This window comes from Methylomonas sp. MS20 (genome assembly GCF_050275925.1).
Taxonomy (GTDB): Bacteria; Pseudomonadota; Gammaproteobacteria; order Methylococcales; family Methylomonadaceae; genus Methylomonas; species Methylomonas koyamae_A.
The window spans coordinates 1,825,083-1,845,835 of record NZ_CP189962.1 but is presented as its reverse complement, the minus strand read 5'-3'; the positions used below and the strand labels follow the sequence as shown (position 1 = coordinate 1,845,835).

Genomic DNA, 20,753 nt, shown 5'->3' with positions numbered 1-20,753 from the left:
GCGCCGACAACCGGCCTGATTCGGCCGGCTGACCAGCCTTGAACGCCGAGATTATAAAATAAAACCCCTACGGAATCCTCAACTTTTTGGCTGAAAGTCGCGCCGTCATTCGGCCGGCGGACTCAATTCGCGCCGATGCGCCGGCTTGTCGATGAAAAACGGATGCAACAAGGCACCGACCGCGAAACCGCCCAAATGCGCCCACCAGGCGGAATCGACCGCGACGTTGTCGAACATCGCGGCGGTGAACACGTCGCCCACTTGTACGATCACCCAAAAACCCAAAAAGGCGATGGCCGGCACCTGAAAAAACAAGGGATAGAACAATATCGGCACCATAATCACGACGGTCGCATACGGAAACCTCACGAAATAGGCCCCCAGTACCCCTGCAATCGCCCCGGACGCGCCGACCACCGGTATCGCGATATTCGGATAAAAATACCACTGCGTGACCGTTGCTAGCAATCCGGACACGAGATAGAACGCCAGGAAACGCCAGTGCCCCATCAAGTCCTCGATGTTGTCGGCGAATATCCACAAGAACACCATGTTCATCAGCAAGTGCAGAAAACCACCGTGTAGAAACAAACTGGTCAAAAACGACAAATAATGATCCGGCGGCAAGCCGAAGGCATACGCCCAATCCGGATTCGAGTAGCGGATCGGTACCATGCCGTAAAGATAGACAAAGTGTTGACCGACCTCGTCCGGCATGAACAGCATCGCGACATAGACCGCCGTGCAAACCGCCATGACGGCCCACGTCACGTAGGGCTTGGTTTGGCAAGGTATCGAATCTCGAATGGGTATCATGGTCTGGCCTCTTGAATAATCGGAATCATGTCGCAGTCCGCAACGGGATGGGCGCCGATGCCCACTTTCGAACGCTACGCCGATGCCGCCAGCGTACTTTAAACACTTCGGCAAATAGCCCGGCGCTTGGTTCCGTCGCTTAGACGGTTCCCGAATCGCCGCCAATAACGGGCGCATCGACGCCGACATAAGCTTAGTCGCTCGGGATGTTTAACGCCCCAACTGGATATGCCGGGGTGACGCGGCGGTTTCAGGTTCGTACGCTAGTTTGCCAGGAATTTGGCAACTTGCTTGGCCTAGCGATCTTGAGCAGCCAAAAACCGCCCGCTCAGCGGGTCGAGGGGATCGAGGGGAACTTAGGCGAAAGCCGGAAACACGCTTACCGAGCGGTGCATTCGGGCAATCGAGTCAGCCGCGATCGAATTGCGGAACGCCGTTTTTGCAACCAGCGAATCAAACCGGTGACAAACAACACCGGGCAGGCCAGACCGGTAACAAACACCAGAATCCGGCCGGACATGCCGAAAGCCTGTCCGGAATGCAAGGGCCATTGCCAATGGGTCAAGATTTCTCCGGCCGTGGCGGTCGACAGGCTGGGATCGTCCCGATCCAAAATGACGCCGGAGTAGCGGTCGATCACGGTGCAGCGGCGTTGCAAGAGACTTCCGGGCGCATCCACGCCATCCTGGCAGACGGTGTAGGTTTGAGTGGGATTCGGCGCGCCGTAAATCCAGTGCGGCCGACCTTGCGGATATTGTTGCACGGCGATTGCCACCGCTTGATCCATGCCGATGGCCGGCGCATTCGGATAAGGCGGCTTGGATTCGAACCAATAGCGATAAGTCGCCGGCGAAAACAATTCCAGCACCGGCACCACGTGATGCGGCAACACCATGTAAATTCCGGAAAACAGTACCGGCAGCATCACCAGCAAGGTGTAAAAACCGCTGGTTTTGTGCAGGTCGTAATTGAAACGCACCTTACCGGCGCAGCGCTTGAAGGTCAGCGCGTTACGCCACTGCCCGGTCAGCGGCCACCAGACGATCAGACCGGTCAGCGTCGAAATCATTAGCAACGCCGCCGAGAGGCCGACGACCACCCTGCTGATGTCTTTCGACGGAATCAGCAGCGCGTAATGCAACTCGAACATCAAATCGATGAAAGTGGCCGGCAGCCATTCATCCGAGCGGTGTTGCAGAAATTTTCCGGTTACTTCAGCCGAATAGGGATTCACGCCGACCAACCACTGCTCTTGAACAGTGGCGGATATAGGTACAACAAAACGCAGCTTGAATGCCGCCTCCCGATTGCGCGGATAATAGGCGAAAGCGTGCTTCGCCGTGGCCGGCATCACCGAGTTGCCGGCCGCGACAATCTCCGCCAACGGGCGATATTGCGTATTCGCCGGTTGCTTGACCACCAATACCTTCGGATACAGCCATTCCTCGATCTCCGGGTAAAACACCAAAATGCTTCCGGTAACGCCATAGATCGACAGCAAAACCCCCAGTACCAAACCCAGCCACAAATGCACTCTCAACCAGAACTTGCGTCGAGCCTTGAGCCTCGACAAATTACGATCACCAATCAGCGACGCGATCGAGACCACTTTCTCGGGTAAGTGTAGAAGTGAGTAGCTCCGTCGCTTCATCGAATAACCGAACCTTAGAACTCCAAACGGATCGAACCCATGAAATTGCGCGGCGCGCCAGGCTGAGTCAAATAGCCGTTGAATGCGGATGTTTCGTAAATCGTTTTATCCAGCAAATTGTTGACGTTCAACTGCGCGGTTACTTTAGATTTGCCGATTTCCCAAGAATATCCAAACAACGCATCGACTCGGACATAGCCCGGCATTTGCCAGTTATTCCGATTATTGCCTTGGCGCTCACCAACCAGATACGCACCGGCCCCCACGCTCAGACCGTGCAATGTCGAATCTTGAAACGCATATTTGGCCCAGAAGCTGCCCGAATTCGCCGGAACGTTCCAAAGCTTGTGCCCTAGATTCCCGCTGTTGTCCTGAGTGATGGTCGCATCGGTATAGGCATAGGTCGCGATCAAATTCAAGCCGTCGGTAACCTGCCCTGACACATCTACTTCTATACCACGACTTCGAGCTTCGCCGGTTTGGACGGAAAACCGGGTATTTACCGGATCCGGCGTTGCAATGTTTTGTTTGGTCAATTCGTAAAAGGCAACGGTGGTCAGCAACCGCTTATCGAACCATTCGGTTTTAAATCCAACCTCGTGCTGCTGCGCGGTTTCGGCATCCAGCGGTTTGCCGTTCGAAGCCAACGCGCTATTCGCCCCGCCCAGAGATTCCACGTAATTTCCGTACAGCGACAGCCACGGCCAGGGTTGATAAACCAAGCCCACGCGCGGACTAAACGCCTCATTCTGAACCTCAGTCTCGCTGCTTCTGGCCGCTTCGATGGAAGTCGAGGCCGCTCCGCTGACGCGCGTCGCCCAATCGTAGCGTCCACCGCCCATGATATGCAGCTTATCGAACAGCGTAATTTGATCCTGAAAGTAGGCACCGTACCAATATTGTTCCAATGTACTGAAACTATTGAAACCCTGGCTTGCAGCGGATGGTACCTGACCATAAACGGGGTTAAAAATATCGACCACCGGCCTAAGGCTGGCCGGCGCGGGGGCACCAAAAAATCCCTGCCCTTCGAAATCCTCCCAAAAGTAATCGAATCCCGCCAATACTCGGTGCTCAGTGCCTAACAGCTTGAATTTGCCAGTGAGATCAATGTTGGTCGCAACGGTATCGGTAATATCGATCGGCCTATCGGTGACATTTCTAATTGCCGTGCGATTATTGACGGGACTGACCGGTCCCGGAAAAAAGGATGAATTATTGATTTGGTAATCCAGCTTGTAGTAATGAAAGCGATGCTGGATTTTCCAATTGTCGTTGAATTGATGCGACCAATCGAACCCGATCAAAAACTTGTCGAATACCGACTTTTCATTATCCGACCCAAAACCGTAGTAACGGCTGATCGGCACGTTGGCGGGACGATTGCCCAGAACAGGCAATCCGGTATAGCTGGTACGAGTGTCGTAGAGATATTCCAGATTCAAATTGATTTCAGTACGGTAGCTGGGCTTCCATGTAATGGACGGAGCGAAAAACACCCGTTCCTGATCCATTTTCTCGACAAAAAAGTCATTATTCTGGTAGGCCAAATTAACTCTATACAACAAAGAATGGTCTTGATTGATCGGCCCGGTCGCGTCTGCGGTGGTACGGAACATATCGTACGAACCGAACTGCTGCTCCAATGCGTAATACGGGGTATCCAGCGGTTTTTTTGTAACAATGTTGATCAATCCACCCGGCTCGATGCGGCCATACACCGCCGCAGCCGGACCTTTCAGAACTTCTAATCGCTCCAGATCAGCGACCTCTTGCACCGCGCGCCGGATACGCAGACCGTTGCGATAAACCGTGGTGGCGCCATCGGTTTGGAAACCACGTAACTGAAAGCCTTCGTACATGGGATCGGTGGCCCAATTTATGCCGCTGACATTTTTGAGCGCGTCCTTGATTCGAATCGCCTGCTGATCTTTCAATATCTGCTTGGGAATAACTTGTATCGACATCGGTAACTCCATAATCGGCGTATCGGTTTTCGTGGCGGCACTGGTATTAGGCAGGCGATAGTCCGAATTAAAGGGGTCATTGGGGTCGGTCATCGTTTTTCCCAGTACCGTCACGTTGGGCAAAGTTGTCGGACCGACCGCCGATTGTGGTTCGACGGGTCTTTCCAGTTTTTCCAACGTCACGGTCCCATCACCGGCGCTTTTGGCGACAAGGCCTGTGCCCATCAACAAATTTTGCAAGGCCTGTCGCGGCGTGTAACGCCCTTGCACCGCATTACCGCGCAAATTTCCGGTTAGTTGCGAACTGAAAAACACCTTGACGCCGCTGGTTTCGGAAAACTGCAGTAAGGCATCGGCCAACGGCGCGGCCAGAATCGCAAAATCGATTTCAGCCTCGGCCGCGCACAATGGGCTAGCCGTCAGCGTGGCGGCAAACAGTGTCAAACAAAATGGATTGATCGGAGATAAACGGCGGTTCATCGGGCCTCCTGGCGTCGGTTACGAAAGTCGCGGATCGCCGATAGCGAATGCTGCTTCGGACAATCCGTGCGGGTTCGTAAGCAAAGACGACCGGGCCGGCAGGTTTTATAACCTCATTGCAAAAAAATATTTTTCGGCAGAAAAAAGCGTTGGTTTGCAAAAGCCAAAGGTGCAACCATCGCTGAGCGCGGACCATGGCCGTAAAAGAATAGTTGTCGGAGGGGCTTTAGCCGCGACTCAAGACCGCTTGAACCTGGATAAGCTGTCGGTCGCCGCTAAAGCGCCTCCCGCGGCTAGCCTCAATGCGAGTTAACGAGACTGCCGTGCTCAACGGCGGTTTCCGATTGCCCCCACCATGCTCGAGCGACGAGACTGCTCATCTGCGCCGCAAAATCACCAAAGCGTCGGTCAGCCGCCATTCGGCGACGGCCAAGGTTTTCTCGATGACGGCCAGCGCCGCTTCAGTGTCGTTGGCGTCGAACACGCCGGTCACTCGATGCCGGGCCAAATCGGGGTCTGCGATGACGATCCGACCGGGACGGTAGCGGTTCAAGTCGTCGATCACGGCTTGCAGCGCTTGTTCCTTAAACACCAGGCGCCGCTCCCGCCAGGCGCCGACTTGCTTCAGATTCACGCTTTCCGGCCGGCCGGCCTTGCCGCCGACCGACTCGACACGCTGGCCTTCCGGTAGGCTTTCCACGGTTTCGCCATCGGCGAACGCGACCCGCACGCTGTGTTCGTAAACCGTGACCGCCAGATCGTCCCGCCAATGTTTAACGTCGAACGCGGTACCCAAGGCCCTGACCCGGCCGCCGCTGCTCACTACTTCGAAAGGCCTTCCTGCGTCGGCGGCAACCTTGAAGTAAGCTTCCCCGCCGTGCAAGTGAATCACTCGTTGGGTTTCGGAAAAATCCACCGACAATGACGAGCCGGTATTCAGAATTACCGTCGAGCCGTCGCTCAGTTGAATCCGGCGCTGCTCGCCGGTGCCCGTGCGGAAATCGGCCAACCAACCGGCAGCCATCGCCCAACCCAAGCACGCGGCCAGTAGTAGACAGGCGGCCATCGGCACCAGCCAGGAATGCCGGCGTCGCGCCGGCCGGTCGGCGACTTCAAGCCGCGCGCCGGTTGCGCCGCGTAGCGCCGCTTGGATGTCAACGATCTGCGCCGGATCAATGCGTTCTATTCGGCCGAAAAACGCCTCGGCCCGTCGCCAGGCTTCCCGGTTGTCGGCACTCGCCGCCAACCAAGCTTGCCAGCGCCGTTCCTGCTCGCCGTCGTAAAACGGCGAGTCGCGCAACGCCAGCCAATACTCGGCTTGTTCGTCGGGGCTGCCTTGAGGAAATGGCGGAATGGGAGAATTCATCGCTAGGGCCGGTCTGCTGTTGGTGCGAGTAGCGGATTATAAAGCCACGATCGGGTAAAGGCCGCCGCGCTGGACGCCATCGACAGCCAAATCAATCCAACTCGCCGACCGTCCGCCGGCAATGGCGCATGGCCTGGGTCAAATACTTGAAAATCATCGTCTGCGAGATTCCCAATTTTTGTTCCACTTCCGCGTAGCTGCAATGTTGGATTTTTAGTAAGACGAACACTTCCCGGCACTTGGGCGACAACTCGTCCAGCGCGGCAATCAAACGCTCCAATTGTTGTTGCGACATCACGGTACGTTCGGCGGAGACTGATGCCGGCTCGCCGCCGTCGCTCTCCGCGCCCTCCCCAACCTCGCGGTCCCACCCGGCGTGGCGCTGGTGGCTGCGCAAATAATCGGTGGCCAAATTGGCGGCGATGCGAAAAATGAAAGCGCGCGGATTGTCGATGCGATCCTTACCGCCGTAACCGGCGTAACGAATAAAGGTTTCCTGGAAAATATCCTGAGCGGCGTCCGTGCAACGGATGCGTTGCGCCAGAAAGCGTAGCAATTCGCGCCGATGCTTATGCATCAGATCGGCAATGTCGTCGGCGGTCAGTTCAAGCATTGAGAGGATAGAAGTGGGGCGGTCATGGTGTGGCATTTAGCCAGCAAAATTTACGCCGAAACTTGCCGAACAACAATGTTCAGCTCAGCAGCTTGGCTGGAAACCGCGCCACATCCGCTCCGCCCAAAGAAGAACTTGGCATCGCCCAGCCTATCGGCGCGCATTCGCCGGTAGCCACCGGAGTCACCAGAATTTAAACAATGTTATTTCACGCAATCCTAGCCCTAAGTTTCGCTTTCGCGGATTTACGCTTTTGCAACCAGCGAATCAAGCCGGTCGCGAATAACAAGGGACAAAGCAAACCGGTCACGAACACCAGAATCCGACCGGTCCAGCCAAACACCCGGCCGGAATGCAAGGGCCATTGCCACAGCATGAAAACGTCCCCGGCGCTACCGTGCTCGGCATCCTGAACCTGTAGCAACGCGCCGCTAGCCGGGTCGAAAACCAGACAGCGGTCGTTCATCACCTTGTATCGCAAGGATTCGACGTCGCGATAACAGGCTTGAAAACGCCGGTGAGTTCCGCCTTCCCAAGTATAATATTGCGCTACGCCGCCCGGAAAATCGCGCCGGGCGCGCTCGATCGCTCGGTCCAGCGCGCCGGCTTGACCGGGCGAAGCATGCGCCGGAATCGCCGGCTCGGGACTCAGTTCGGAAAACTGTCCGACCAGCCAGCGAAACTGCTCCGGCAAATTGAAGTAAATGCCGGATACCAGCAAGGCCAGCATGACCGCCAGGCTATAAAAGCCGGCACTTTGGTGCAGGTCGTGATTGAAGCGTTCGCGACTGGCCCGCCGCTTAATCGTCAAGACCCGCCGCCATTTTCCGGTCAATGGCCACCACAAAATCAGGCCTGACAAAACCGAAACCAAAAACAGCACGCCGAATATCCCGATCACCGTCACGCCGGTATCCCCCAACAGCAAGGCATAATGCAGCTTGAAGAAAAACCCCATCAAGCTGTGTTTCAGCGGATTGCTGGCGTGATAAAACACCCGCCGTCCGGCCGGCTCAGCCGTGTAGGGGTCGATGGCGATATTCAACGATTGCGCGGATTCGGGCGATTGGCTGCCGCTCGGGTAATAAAAACCGAACACATAATTGCCGTTGGCCGCGGTAGGCGCGTCGGCCCAGGCCGACTCCCAAGCCGGCGGCGCGACGCGCTCGGCCGCCGCGAATATCGAGTCCAGGGACTGGTGATCGCCGCCGGCGCGCGCCGAAACGTACAATGCGGGATTCAGCGCCCGGTCGATTTCCTGCCAAAATACCAGGACCGAGCCGGTCAAGCCGATCAACGCCAGAAACAAACCCAGACTCAAACCCAGCCAAAGATGGACTTTCAGCCAGAGTTTGCGGCGGGCCTTGAGCCCTTCCAAACGCGCGGTTCTTTTGGCGTTGGCATTGACTGGAGCGGCGGTAACGGCGGATGCGGGTGAGTTCATGGCTTTATAGTCCTTTCGCGCGGCAAGCTTATACTGATAAGACGTTTTTAACTTGGGTTTTACCTACCGCCAAACCAATAAATCCCTGCTCCCGTTTGTTGTCGGCTGGCCGCCGCATACGAACAAACGACCGCCCTCCCTCCCCCAGTTAAAACGACCGTTATTAATCAAGCCAGGTCTCAGTACTCAACCTTCAGCGAGCCCAGTATCGTCGTCGGTTCGCCGGGCATCGCGTCAAAGCGCGGATTCCCGAATTCGTCGGCATAGGCATAGTAACGCTTGTCGAGAATGTTGTTGACGTTGACCTGCGCCGTCATCCTAGACTTGCCGAGCGTCCATTGGTAAGCCGCCATCGCGTCCCAGCGCACGTAGCCCGGCAATTGCCAGTTGTTGGCCGCGTTAGCCTGACGCTTACCCGCGACATAGGCGCCGGTACCGACTTTAAAACCGTCCGTCACTTGGTAGCTGGTCCATAAATTGGCGGAATGTTCCGGGGAGTTCGGCAAGCGCTTGCCGACCAACGGTGCATCGCCGAATTGGCCATTGTCTTGCAAATACCGGGCGTCCGTGTAGGCATAGCTGCCGATGACTTTCCATCGGTCGGTCAATTCGCCGGAGAAATCGAATTCCAAACCGTGGCTGCGGGCCACGCCCACCGCGATTTGGTCAGACGGGTCGGGGGTGGAACTGTCGTCGGTAAGCGCATTGCGCTTGGTCAACTCATATGCGGCAAGCGATGCGGTCAGACGTCCGTCAAAAAACTCGGTTTTGATTCCGCCTTCGAATTGTTCGGCAAGTTCCGCCGGCAAGGGCTGGCCAGCGGCTGATCGGCCATTGGACGCACCCAAAGCCTCGGTCCAGTTAGCGAACAACGAAAGCCATTTAACGGGTTGATAAACCAAGCCCAGGCGCGGGCTGAATTTTTCCGCCGCTACTGCTGTGGCCTCCGGCATCGCCGAGTCGGAGAATCCCGCGATTGCAGTAGACCAATCGTGCCGTCCATTAAACAAAAAATGCAGATTTTTGGTTAGATCGACCTGATCCTGAAAATATAACCCGAACCATTCTTGATTTTCGATAACGAAATTGTTTTTAGCCAAGTCGTTTGGAAGCTTGACGTTGCCGTATACCGGATTAAAGATATCGATTGCGGGAATAAAAGCCGCGCCAGGCAGAAAGGTCACCCCCCGACTTTCCTCAAAGCGATAGTAATCGAAACCAAGCAGCACGTTGTGGCCAATGCCGAAGGTATCGAACTTACCGTTGAGATTTAAATCTTGGGTATAGGTGGCCCGTTCGGTCAAACCGTAAAACAGACCGCGATTGACAGTCCGGTTATCGGCTTCCATGGAAATCGGCACGATGTTACGGTTAAAGGTATCGAGCATGTTCACCGCGAAGCGCTGTTGAATCTTCCAGTCGTCATTAAAATGGTAGGTCCAACTTAAGTGACCCAGATGGCTTTCGGCTTGCTGCGAAGAGAAACTCGGTTCGCCAAGAAAACGGCTGATAGGCACATTGGCCGGCCGGTTGCCTACCGCCGCGATTCCCCTATCCCCGATAATATTGTCCTTTTTGTATTCATAACCCAGGTTGATTTCAAACGCGTCGTTCGGCTTCCAAGTCAGTTGCGGCGCCACGAACACCCGATCCCTGCCGACGAAATCCCGAAAGGAATTGGCATCCATATACGAAAAATTCATTCGGTAAGCCAGCGTTTTATCGTCGTTAAGCGCACCGGTGGCATCCAGCGTGGTGCGGTACAAATCGTAAGAACCGAATTGCTGGCCGATCGAATAATACGGCGTGAACAACGGCTTTTTGGTGACCATGTTGACCAGGCCGCCCGGCGCGCTGCGGCCGAACAAAGTTGACGGCGGACCTTTGAAGATCTCGATTTGGTCCAGGTTAGCCGTTTCGAAGGATTGCAATGCCAGGCGCAGACCGTCGCGATAAACATTGAACGACGGCGTCGTAAAGCCGCGGATCATGAAGTTGTCGAACAGCACGCCCAACTGCCTGGGAGCCTGCACGCCGCTAACGTTCTTGGTGGCTTCGTCCAGCCGGATGGCTTGTTGATCGTCCAGCACCGCGCGCGGCACCACTTGAATCGATGTTGGCGTTTCCATCAGCGGCGTGTCGGTTTTGGTCGCGGTCGACGCCGTGCGCCGATGATAGTCCGGATTATAGGGATCGCTATTCAAGTAAGTCGCCTGCCCGGTCACCGTCACGCTGGGCAAGGTTGGCGTGGTCGCCGAGGCCCCAGGCTTTGACGGCTCCGCCGTGCTTTCCAGCGTGATCGTGCCGTTGGCGGTAGTTTTGGCGCTGATCCCGGTGCCGGTTAACAATTTTTCCAGAGCTTGTCGCGGGGACCATTTTCCGGAAACGCCGGGCGAATGCAGGCCGCTGGTCAAACCGGCCGGGTAGCTGAGCTGGACGTTCCCGACGTCGGCGTAGGCGTTCAGCGCGCTGCTCAGCGCTTGCGGAGGTATGTCGTAGTCCAGCGTCTGCTCGGCGGCGATGGCGACCGGCGAGGTCAGCGCCGCCGCGATGGCCAGCGCCAACGAGATGCCGAAATTCGCGGTGATAGGACGAAAAGTCGGAATTGCCATGCGTGTCTCCTGATGTAGTCGAAAGATCCTCGAAAACCTCGAGGTTGACAGGAAGACGGGCGGCGACGAGTTTCCCTCAGGTCGCGCAAACATATTCTCGGTGATTTCTATTTACGCCGGAGCGGCGCGCGGCGTATTTGCGGCAAGTAACAGCCCGGCCAAATTCCGCGCCATCGATCGCGGCCGAAGCCGCGCCTACCAGCCGGCGGCTTCCCAGGCCGCCGCGGTAGGCGCTAAAGCGGCGACCGAGAGCATTCCCGCGCGATGAAGCGCCGTAAGCCAGTGCCTACCTCGCCAATTCAACCGATAACGACCAGCCAGGGCGTCAGTTTGTATAGCCGTATCGGCAGTGTTTGCCGCAGGGCTTCGAGGGCCTGGTCGGTATCGGCGATACTGAAACGGCCGCTGACTTTTAGCTCGCGAGTGGCGGCGTCCTTGATTAAAATGCGGCCGCGACGATAGCGACTCAGCTCGGCGACGACTTGGGCCAACGTGGCATTGTCGAACACCGCGCTACCTTTCAACCAAGCACCGATCGCGGCGGGTGCCAGTTTGCGGCGGCCGCCGTCCAGATCGGCGCCGACCGCGATGCTGTCGTTGGCTTTCAATACCGCCGCGACTTGCCGGCCTTGCCCCACTTCGACGCTGCCGCCGAGCACCGAGACTTCGTCGTGGCCAACGCCGTCGCGGACAATGAAACGGGTACCCAACACCCGGGTCCGGCAATGCTTGCTGTCGACCACGAAGGGCTGTTCCGGATTGTGGCTGACCTCAAAATAGGCTTCGCCGTACGCCAAATGAACCAGGCGTTCGCTGGCCCGATAGTCCACCGACAGCGCGGTGTCGGAATTCAACGTGATCCGGCTGCCGTCCGCCAGTTCCACGTTGCGGACTTCGCCCACGGCGCTGCAGAAATCGGCGCGCAGGCAACTCAAACCGGGACGCAGAACCACCGCCGCCAACGCCAAACTGGCCGCCACCGCCAACAGCGGCATGCGATAGCGAACCCGCCGCCTCGCGGGCAACGCCGAAGCACTTATCGAAAAGTCGGCCAAGGCGCCGGCCAAATCGTCGTCTTGCCAAAATCGGGCAATATCGTCGTAGGCGGCGCGATGGGCGGAATCGGCGGCGTACCACTCGGCGAACGCATCCCGCTCGGTCAACGCCGAATCACCCCGCAAGCGCGCGAACCAATGCATGGCCTGGTCGGCAACGGCTTGAGCCTTGGCGTTATCGGGTACTGAATCGGTCATGGGGCATTATAAAACGGCGGGCACGGCGTGGGGCTGCCGCTGATAAGACGTCCATCGGCGCCGAATCCTCAGTCGAAGTCGGGCCGGCCAAAATGCGGACCGAGTCGGTCCCGACAATGCTGCAAGCCTTTGATAATATGTTTTTCCACCGCGCTTTCGGAAATCGCCAATCGTTGCGCGATTTCCCGGTAGCTCAGCCCTCGTAACTTGTGCAGGATGAACACGTCGCGGCAACGCGGCGGCAGTTCGGCGATCGCCAGATGCAGCAAGGTTCGGCGCTGATCCGCGCCGACTTCTTGCTCCGGGCTGGGATGTTGCGCTTCGTCGGCGACATGGGTTTCGACGTGGCGTTCGACGATCTTAGAATGCCGCAGATAATCCAAGGCCAAGTTACCGGCGATACGGTACAGAAAGCCGCGCGGATGCTCGATAGGCGTGTCGATCGAAGTTTTGGCCAAAATGATGTAGCTGTCCTGCACCAAATCCTGAGCCGTGTCCGGGCATTTAACGATGCGCGACAAATGGTTGATTAATTCCTTGCGGTAACTTTGATACAAGTTGCTGATGTCGACTGTCATGAACGCATGAGCCTGAACCTGGCGGAATCCGATTGGCAAACCGGACCTCCAGCCATTTTCATGCCACAAATCGAATCGAGCGATACTGCCGGGGCGGTTAAACCGGCGCACCTGCCGGGCACCGCCGGCCGCAGGCATCCGCGCGTGCCCGGCAACACTCTCTGATTGAACCCGGCGGCTGCCGGGCAAGCCGCGGCCAGCGCTCAACGCAAACCGGGCCGAGGGATTTGCCGGATTTCATTTCCGTTATTTAACATAGTTTGTTAAACGATCGGTCGCAACCCGAGCCGAGCCGCATTCGCGCGCCGAAATCGAACACCGAAAAACCCGCCACTTCGCCGCTGAAACCGCTCCTGGCTCGCGAATAACCTTCTTCGTGGCAAATCGAGATTCGCGAACATTAGCCTAAGCCGACAAAGCGCGATGCCTGCCGGCCTAAACCCCCTGATCCCACTGCTTTTCCAGACGCTGTACCGATACCGGAAATGCCGTCTTCAACTGTTGCGCGAACAAGGACACTCGCAATTCTTCCAAGGCCCAGCGGAAGCTTTCCCGCTCGGGCGTCGGCGTCAAGGTCTTCATCTGTTTTTCGATATGCCGCCAATAATGCTGCCACAACCTGTTCAGACCTTGTACGTCCGGCGAATCCGGCTTTTGTTTATCCAAGCGGCATTCGCTGGCTTTCAAATAACGCGCGATCGCCGCCAATTGCCCGGCAGGGGTATGCCGCAAAAAACCTTTGTAGAGTAATAACTCCAACTGCTGCTCGATGTCCTGTCGCACGCCCGGCGCAACGCCGGGTTGTTGCAAGCGCTTCCGCAGCGTTTGGTATTGGCCGAGGATGTCGCCGATTTGCTTGCCGACCTGGGTCATCGTCGTCATTAGCGTCGATTTTTTCGCCGCCAAAATCGCCTCGAATTGCTGCTGAGTGCGGATGGCCTGGCCTTCGACAAATACCGCCGCGAAGATCGCGTGCAACACATCGTCCTTGAAGTCGCCGCCGGCGCGGTCTTTGAGTAAGGGATGGGCCGGCAGCTGGTTGTAGGCCAGTTGCAAGGCCGGCGACACGCCGTGGTTTTTTAATAGGTATTGCGCATCTTTTTTACAAACCAACTGATACAGCTTGGTCAAGCCGTCGAAGTGGGCCAGCTCGGCCTTGTGCTGGGTTTCCAGTATTTTCACGCCGACCGTCTGGCCTTCATCGACGATGGCTGGAAAGCCGATGAAGCTCTGGCCTTTTTGCATGAACTGCCAGGTATCCGGCAAGTCGTCGAAGGCCCAGGCGATGCAGCCGGTGTGATTCATTTCTTCCTGCGCCAATTTGTCGAAACTGTCGCCGGCCTTGGTCGCGTGTTCGGCTTGCAGCTTGACCAGATTACGCCCATAACCGATGGCCCGGCCGGCGTCATCGACGACGCGGAAGTTCATCTTCAAATGTTCCGGCAGTTGATCCGGCTGCCATTCGTTGAGCGGGATCGCTTCGCCGGTCAGCTTGCGCAAACGATTGCTCAGCCATTCGTAGACCGAACCCTTGAAATCCGGCTCGATTTCCAGACAGGCCTTGGCGGTGTTCGGCACCGGCACGAAGTGTTTACGTAAATGTTTGGGCAGCGACTTAATCAGCGCCGTAACTTTTTCCTCCAGCATGCCGGGAACCAGCCAATCGAACGGCATCTGCCGAATCTGATTGAGCTGATGCACCGGAATGATGGCCGTGACGCCATCCTCGTCATGGCCCGGCTCGAAGCGGTAATGCAATTCGATAGTCAAATCGCCGACTTTCTTGCTGTCCGGAAAATCCCATTCGTTAATCTGGTTGTCGTCGTTCCTGGTCAGGTCTTCCTTGGTCAAAAACAGAATCTTGGGATTATCGCGCTCGACCTTTTTGCGCCATTGATCCAAGGCAATGCCGCTGACGACTTCGGCCGGCAGTTTTTTATCGTAAAACTGGTACAGCCATTCCTCATCTTCGATCAAGTCGACGCGGCGGCCCTTGTGCTGGATGTAACCGACCTCCTCCAGCAGTTTTTCGTTGGCTTTAAAAAACGGCGCGTTGGAATGGTAGTCCTGATTGACCAAGGCATGACGAATAAACATCTCCCGGGCCGCTTTCGGATCGACGTTTTCGTAAGGCACTTTCCGCTTGGCGGTCAGCGTCAAGCCGTACAACAAGGTGCGTTCGAACACGCCGCAGCGACCGGCGTTTTTTTCCCAATGCGGGTCGTAGTAATTGCGTTTGACCAGATGTTGGGAGCAGGCTTCTATCCATTCCGGCTCGATCTTGGCGACGGTGCGGGCGTAGACCTTGCTGGTCTCGACCTGCTCGGCAGCCATGATCCACTTCGGCCGCGCCTTATGCTGGCCGGAGCCAGGGAAGATGAAAAACTTCAGGCCCCTGGCACCCAAATATTCATATTGCTCGTGCCTAAAGCCGATATTCGACAACAAACCCGGCAACAGCGCCATGTGGATTTGCTCGTAATTGGCCGGATTGCCGGCGGTCTTTAAGCCCAAATCGCCGCGCGCCACCTGCATGATCTGGGTATGGATGTCGTGCCATTCGCGCATGCGGATGTAGGACAAAAAGTTGTCCTGGCAGTATTTACGCAGTTTGCTGTTGGTCAGGTGTTTCTTCTGTTCCTCGAAGGCATTCCACAGATTCAGCAGGGTCAGGAAGTCCGAATCTTCGGCCTTGAACTGGGCGTGTTTGGCCTCGGCCTGAGGCAACTTGTCGGCCGGCTTGTCGCGCGGGTCTTGAATGCTCAAAGCCGAGACGATGATCGCGACCTCGTGCAAGGAACCCAATTGCGCCGCCGCCAGCAGCATGCGCGCCAGTTTCGGATCGGTCGGAATCTTCGCCAACTGGCGGCCGGTGTCGGTCAAGTTGCCTTGCTTATCCAGCGCATCGACTTCGAACAACGAAGTCTTGCCGTCGCGCACCATTTTTTCGTCGGGCGGCTCGACGAACGGGAATTCCTCGATGTCGCCCAATTTCAAGGCCGCCATCTGCAAGATCACCGACGACAGATTGGTGCGCAGAATCTCCGGATCGGTGAATTCCGGCCGGGCCAGATAATCCTCTTTGGAATACAGCCGAATGCAGATGCCCTCGGCGACCCGGCCGCAACGCCCGGCCCGTTGGTTGGCGCTGGCTTGGGAAATACGCTCGATAGGCAAGCGCTGAATCTTGCTCTTGGCGCTGTAGCGGCTGATGCGGGCGTGGCCGGAGTCGATCACGCAGCGGATGCCGGGCACAGTTAGCGAAGTCTCGGCGACGTTGGTCGCCAACACGATGCGCGGCTTGTTGCCGGACGGCTTGAACACCCGCTCCTGCTCGGCGACGCTGAGTTTGGAATACAGCGGCAACACCTCGTAGCGGCCGTTGTTATGCGACTTGCGCAGGGATTCGGTGGTCTCGCGAATCTCGTGCTCGCCGCTCAGAAAGATCAGAATATCGCCACGCAGGTCTCTATAAAGCTCGTCCACCGCATCCAGTATCGCTTGCTGCAAATCGGCCGAAGTCTCGTCGTCTTCCTCGATCAGTTCGATCGGCCGGTAACGCACGTCCACCGGATAGGTGCGACCGGAGACATTGACGATGGGCGCGCCGTTAAAATGCTTGGCGAAGCGCTCCGGGTCTATGGTCGCCGAGGTAATCACCACTTTCAAATCCGGCCGCTTCGGCAGCAGCCAGCGCAAATAGCCCAGCAAAAAATCGATGTTCAGACTGCGCTCGTGGGCCTCATCAATGATCAGCGTGTCGTACTGGTTTAAATATCGGTCGTTCTGGGTTTCCGCCAGCAGAATACCGTCGGTCATCAGCTTGACCAGCGAATTCGGCGCGGTCTGGTCGTGGAAGCGCACCTTGTAACCGACCGTGTTACCGATAGCCTGGCCCAATTCCTCGGCGATGCGGTCGGCTACGGTACGCGCCGCGATCCTTCTGGGCTGGGTGTGGCCGATCATGCCGCTAATGCCTCGGCCGATGTCCAAACATATCTTCGGCAACTGGGTGGTCTTGCCGGAACCGGTCTCGCCGCAGACGATGGTCACCTGGTGGTTTTTAATCAGCTCGGCAATCTCGTCCTTCTTACCGCTGACCGGCAAATCCGGATAGTTAATCGCAGGCACCGAAACGCGGCGCTGGTTGCAGCGACTCACCGAACGCTCGATTTTCTCCGCCAATTGCTGAACTTGCCCAGACACATCCTTGCCCATCCCCGCCTCGCCGCGCAACCGGTCGAGCTGCCGCTTGAAGCCGTGGCGGTCTACGCTCATGCAGTTGCTAAGGTTTTTGGCGAGTTGTTTCAAGGTGTCGTGGACGGACATGGGGAGGTAAAGATCGTAAAAAGCTGGGCATTATAAGGCGTGGATGGATGTTTTACATTGGAACATGAATAGCGGTATAACATGTGGCAGTTATGCTCTGATTAGCATAATCGAAATATGACAATTCAATCGTTATCCTTGCATTCGTAGAATTCGCTACGCTAATCTCGGCCAACGAGCCTTTCATTTGATTAACCTCTAACAATAAGGAAGTGGCAATGGCTGATTTTCTGATTCAGCATTTAAAAAATAAAGCGCATGAGCATTCAGCTCTTGAAATGTTGGTGAATCAATGGGGATTCGATGAAAAATTAATACCCAAAGCATTACAAACGATTGTCAACCTTTTTCCGCATTACAGCCGACATGATGTATCTCATAGCAAGCAAATTTTAATCAATATCGAGCGCCTGTTAGGACCAGTAAATATTGGCAAATTAACCGCTACTGACACTTGGCTACTCTTAGAAGCTGCTTATTGGCACGATATAGGAATGGTCGTACCGCAACAAGATATTGAGGATGCATTAGGAAATACCTCTTTTCGGCAATATATCGAGCAGATTCGTAACAACCCAAATCATGAATTGAATCGTTTTTCTCAGAGTTTTGATTCAAAAGACATTTCCCAATGTTTTGGTGGCGCGGACAACCCAATGGACGCAGTCGATAAATTTCGTCAATTGATGGCCGAATGGTTTAGGCAACAACACGCTGATCGAGCCAACAAAATCGTCCAAGCACCGTGGGAGAGCGTAGGCATCAGCTCACCTCGCACCGAATTGATACCGGCCAGACTATTCAAACTACTAGGTCGCATTTGCCATATGCATGGCCTACCATTCAAGCAATTGCTTTCATCAACTGGTTTACCTTTTCGAGAGGCTGGACTGGCACAAGAAGATTGCCATCCTCGCTTTATTGCATGTTTGTTGCGTATGGGTGATTTACTCGATCTCGATGACAATCGATTTTGTCCCGTAATGCAACGCATTGCTGGGGAGAATCGTCCGAGCATCAGTAAAGCGCATGAAGATAAACATGCCGGCCTCCGCCATCTTCGTGTAGATCAAGAGAGAATCGAAATTACCGCAGAATGCGAAACCATAGACGGCTATTTGGAAACATTTAAGTGGTTCGATTGGCTCAAACAAGAAATACAAGATCAAATGGCCCATTGGCAAGATATTGTACCCAGTCGCGAATTAGGCTTGTTGCCTACATTAGGAGAAATAGCTGTCCGTTTAAGCGGGAACGAACAAATACTGAACGAAGGCCAACGCCCTCAATTCGGTATTGATGCCAAGCAAGCTATTAAACTATTGCAAGGCAATAATTTATATAGCACCAAATTCGCCTGTATTCGCGAATTGTTGCAAAACGCGGTTGACGCTACTCTATTGCGATTGTGGCTTACACATCAGGAAGAGAAAAGTTCCGACTTATGGAAGAATCCATTTTCAGATGACGTCAAAAAAATATTCCAAACCGGAAAAGTCGAAGTTAAATTCGAAGAATTAACATCTGATGCAAACACACCAGACGACAAATCATGCTGGAAATTAGAAATTAAAGACAATGGCACAGGAATCAGTCGAGACGATTTGGGTTACATGCTAAAAATAGGCGGATCACAAAGTAATACCACCCGCCAATTAAAAATTAATAGCATGCCTGAATGGATGAAACCATCAGGGGCTTTTGGTATCGGTTTTCAAAGCGTATTTCTAATTACCGACGTAATTAAATTAACAACAAAAAGCATTTTTACCAATGAAATACTCGAAGTAACGATGCACAGCCCAACCAAGGACAAGGAAGGATTGGTTGTTTTAAAATTATTGGAAAATAATATATCCAGACCTTATGGCACATCTATCGAAATTTTCCTACTATTCAATAAATTTGCTAATAGCTATAGTATGCCGGTTGGAGAATCACTCGTACGCAACTTTCTCGATCTATATGATCCAATATTAGACAAGGCTCTGCCTTTGAATGCAGCCGAGTTGGCCGATAAAATCAATACATTTTCAGAGAATTCTTTATTACCTATTACCGGAAAACTAAAGCCTATTAATAAGCCAGAATTTGCGATAGGGTCAGAAAATTTCCCTACCGAAGAATTGATAGATAAATGGCGATTTATAGATGTGAATGAACATCAAGTTTCTCTAAAATATCAACCAAACCTAGGATTCCGTCAAAATGAGGCTTTCTATAGAGGACAACCTTTTAAGCAAAACTCGCTTTATCTCCCTAATGTCGCAGTTGCAATAAATTTAATGTCAGGCAAGGCGGGTGAGTGGTTAATGGCCAACCGTGACCAACTCATGAAAGAGGCTGAGCAAGATTTTTCGCAATTAGCTTTGCTGGCACTCGAAAAGCTTGTGCAGGATGATTTGGAGACTCCAACCTTATTTCCAGACTCCAACGCTCAACATAAAAAAGCCGTATTTTCATTATTCCTTGAATCCATGTCCTATGTTTATGGCGGCAACTGGACTAACCTTGCAAAAAAAGTTGATGGCGCATGGCTAGAGTTAAACACTAACAACATAACATTCCAAGAATTATTCGAGCGAGAATCGTGGATATTAGGGATTAAAGGGCATGATGATCGGTTTCCTATTGCCGGCTGCGATCTAGTTATAAATAATGACGCATCCGGTTCTTACATAAAGGGAATAATAATTAAAGAATGGTATAAAACCACAGGAAAAACCGTACAAGTTATTGAGAACGAAAGCAATCAAAAAGATGACTTTAACTTAAGATACCAATTCGCTAAAAAACCGCAACCCTTATACAGTAACAAAGCCCTGGCAATACAATTGGCTCACCGAATGCACTTATCGGATTCTAATCGCCGCTTTATTCTGGGCTTCCAAGATAAATTCGAAAAATTATATTTAAGCGAAAGCACCAAGCTGAGAGCCGAATATCTATTTGAAATTTATCAACCAACTGCAAAATTTGTTTTATTGCCATTTTTGTTTTCTGGCACAAGTCGTAGGAGACCATCGCCCAAAGTCTCTGCCACACCATCAGAACTAGACGCATTATGTAAATGGTTACAACCAAATTTAGAACAACAGGCATCGATTGAAGACATTCGTAAAGAATATGAGAGTTTAATTTATTATATTGATACCGAAATCATGAAGCCGTCTCTATATTGGGAAGACTGGAAAAGCGCACGAGGAATTTAACGCCTGATCGAACTAGGACTTATCCATCGTTCCCACGCTCCAGCGTGGGAACGCAATGACGGACGCTCCAGCGTCCAAATATGCACCGCATGAGCGGTGCGGGACAGCACAAAAGCGCGCTGCCTCTTAGCTTCATGCTAGACGTTAATACTCTTACATTGAAGGATTACTATGAAATCTGAAGTTGTTGCCGAAGCTGCACATGCCACTCTTGACGGCAGCATTCCTTTTCCAGAGGTTGTCAAGGCCATAAGGTGCGCAGACTAACGGGTGCTGCCGTCAGGCGCACCGTTCGCGATCGTTGCGCCTCGCATGGCTCGGCACAACCTATAGGCGGTCGCACCTTTTTGGGATTACGGCTGGCGGCTGTAGATCAATCAACAGACCTTCGTCGGAAAAACTATCCGTCCGCACTTGGCCAACTGCCGCTGT

General features: G+C 54.2%; 11 protein-coding genes. 1 reads left to right on the top strand and 10 read right to left on the bottom strand.

The window, feature by feature from the left end:
* Positions 1-105 precede the first annotated feature (105 nt).
* From ACQE3D_RS08000 to hrpA, 10 genes are all read right to left on the bottom strand, one after another.
* Positions 106-816: a rhomboid family intramembrane serine protease gene (locus ACQE3D_RS08000; RefSeq protein ID WP_064030597.1), complete on the bottom strand. Its 711-nt coding sequence runs from the start codon at positions 814-816 to the stop codon at positions 106-108.
* A gap of 379 nt (positions 817-1,195) precedes the next feature.
* The gene (locus ACQE3D_RS07995) at positions 1,196-2,356 is read right to left on the bottom strand and encodes a PepSY-associated TM helix domain-containing protein (RefSeq protein ID WP_368086602.1); all 1,161 of its coding nucleotides are present in this window, start codon (positions 2,354-2,356) and stop codon (positions 1,196-1,198) included.
* A 125-nt stretch (positions 2,357-2,481) separates the two neighbouring features.
* Positions 2,482-4,914, bottom strand: a complete 2,433-nt coding sequence (locus ACQE3D_RS07990; RefSeq protein ID WP_427551547.1) for a TonB-dependent siderophore receptor — start codon at positions 4,912-4,914, stop codon at positions 2,482-2,484.
* A 376-nt stretch (positions 4,915-5,290) separates the two neighbouring features.
* Positions 5,291-6,280, bottom strand: coding sequence for a FecR family protein (locus ACQE3D_RS07985; RefSeq protein WP_427551546.1), 990 nt, complete (start codon positions 6,278-6,280; stop codon positions 5,291-5,293).
* Positions 6,281-6,371: 91 nt separating this feature from the next.
* Complete coding sequence (locus ACQE3D_RS07980) at positions 6,372-6,893, bottom strand: RNA polymerase sigma factor (protein ID WP_313728428.1); 522 nt, start codon at positions 6,891-6,893, stop codon at positions 6,372-6,374.
* 208 nt (positions 6,894-7,101) lie between these two features.
* Positions 7,102-8,337, bottom strand: coding sequence for a PepSY-associated TM helix domain-containing protein (locus ACQE3D_RS07975; RefSeq protein ID WP_427551545.1), 1,236 nt, complete (start codon positions 8,335-8,337; stop codon positions 7,102-7,104).
* 179 nt (positions 8,338-8,516) lie between these two features.
* Positions 8,517-10,949 carry a TonB-dependent siderophore receptor gene (locus ACQE3D_RS07970; protein ID WP_427551544.1) on the bottom strand — a complete coding sequence of 811 codons (2,433 nt, stop codon included), beginning with the start codon at positions 10,947-10,949 and terminating at the stop codon, positions 8,517-8,519.
* Positions 10,950-11,248: 299 nt separating this feature from the next.
* Positions 11,249-12,202 carry a FecR family protein gene (locus tag ACQE3D_RS07965; RefSeq protein WP_427551543.1) on the bottom strand — a complete coding sequence of 318 codons (954 nt, stop codon included), beginning with the start codon at positions 12,200-12,202 and terminating at the stop codon, positions 11,249-11,251.
* A gap of 68 nt (positions 12,203-12,270) precedes the next feature.
* A complete protein-coding gene (locus tag ACQE3D_RS07960; RefSeq protein ID WP_168032352.1) occupies positions 12,271-12,780 on the bottom strand; it encodes a sigma-70 family RNA polymerase sigma factor in 510 nt (169 codons plus the stop codon).
* A 435-nt stretch (positions 12,781-13,215) separates the two neighbouring features.
* Positions 13,216-17,109 carry an ATP-dependent RNA helicase HrpA gene (hrpA, locus tag ACQE3D_RS07955; protein WP_427551542.1) on the bottom strand — a complete coding sequence of 1,298 codons (3,894 nt, stop codon included), beginning with the start codon at positions 17,107-17,109 and terminating at the stop codon, positions 13,216-13,218.
* Positions 17,110-17,327: 218 nt separating this feature from the next.
* Between hrpA and ACQE3D_RS07950 the strand changes: the two genes are divergently transcribed.
* Entirely contained in the window at positions 17,328-20,321 is a 2,994-nt protein-coding gene (locus ACQE3D_RS07950) for an HD domain-containing protein (protein ID WP_427551541.1), read from the top strand.
* Positions 20,322-20,753 lie beyond the last annotated feature (432 nt).

Bases quoted from the DNA above. Each gene is read 5' to 3' on its own strand.
- ACQE3D_RS08000 (WP_064030597.1), bottom strand. From the start codon at position 816: ATGATACCCATTCGAGATTCGATACCTTGCCAAACCAAGCCCTACGTG.
- ACQE3D_RS07990 (WP_427551547.1), bottom strand. From the start codon at position 4,914: ATGAACCGCCGTTTATCTCCGATCAATCCATTTTGTTTGACACTGTTT.
- ACQE3D_RS07985 (WP_427551546.1), bottom strand. From the start codon at position 6,280: ATGAATTCTCCCATTCCGCCATTTCCTCAAGGCAGCCCCGACGAACAA.
- ACQE3D_RS07980 (WP_313728428.1), bottom strand. From the start codon at position 6,893: ATGCTTGAACTGACCGCCGACGACATTGCCGATCTGATGCATAAGCAT.
- ACQE3D_RS07975 (WP_427551545.1), bottom strand. From the start codon at position 8,337: ATGAACTCACCCGCATCCGCCGTTACCGCCGCTCCAGTCAATGCCAAC.
- ACQE3D_RS07970 (WP_427551544.1), bottom strand. From the start codon at position 10,949: ATGGCAATTCCGACTTTTCGTCCTATCACCGCGAATTTCGGCATCTCG.
- ACQE3D_RS07965 (WP_427551543.1), bottom strand. From the start codon at position 12,202: ATGACCGATTCAGTACCCGATAACGCCAAGGCTCAAGCCGTTGCCGAC.
- ACQE3D_RS07960 (WP_168032352.1), bottom strand. From the start codon at position 12,780: ATGACAGTCGACATCAGCAACTTGTATCAAAGTTACCGCAAGGAATTA.
- hrpA (WP_427551542.1), bottom strand. From the start codon at position 17,109: ATGTCCGTCCACGACACCTTGAAACAACTCGCCAAAAACCTTAGCAAC.
- ACQE3D_RS07950 (WP_427551541.1), top strand. From the start codon at position 17,328: ATGGCTGATTTTCTGATTCAGCATTTAAAAAATAAAGCGCATGAGCAT.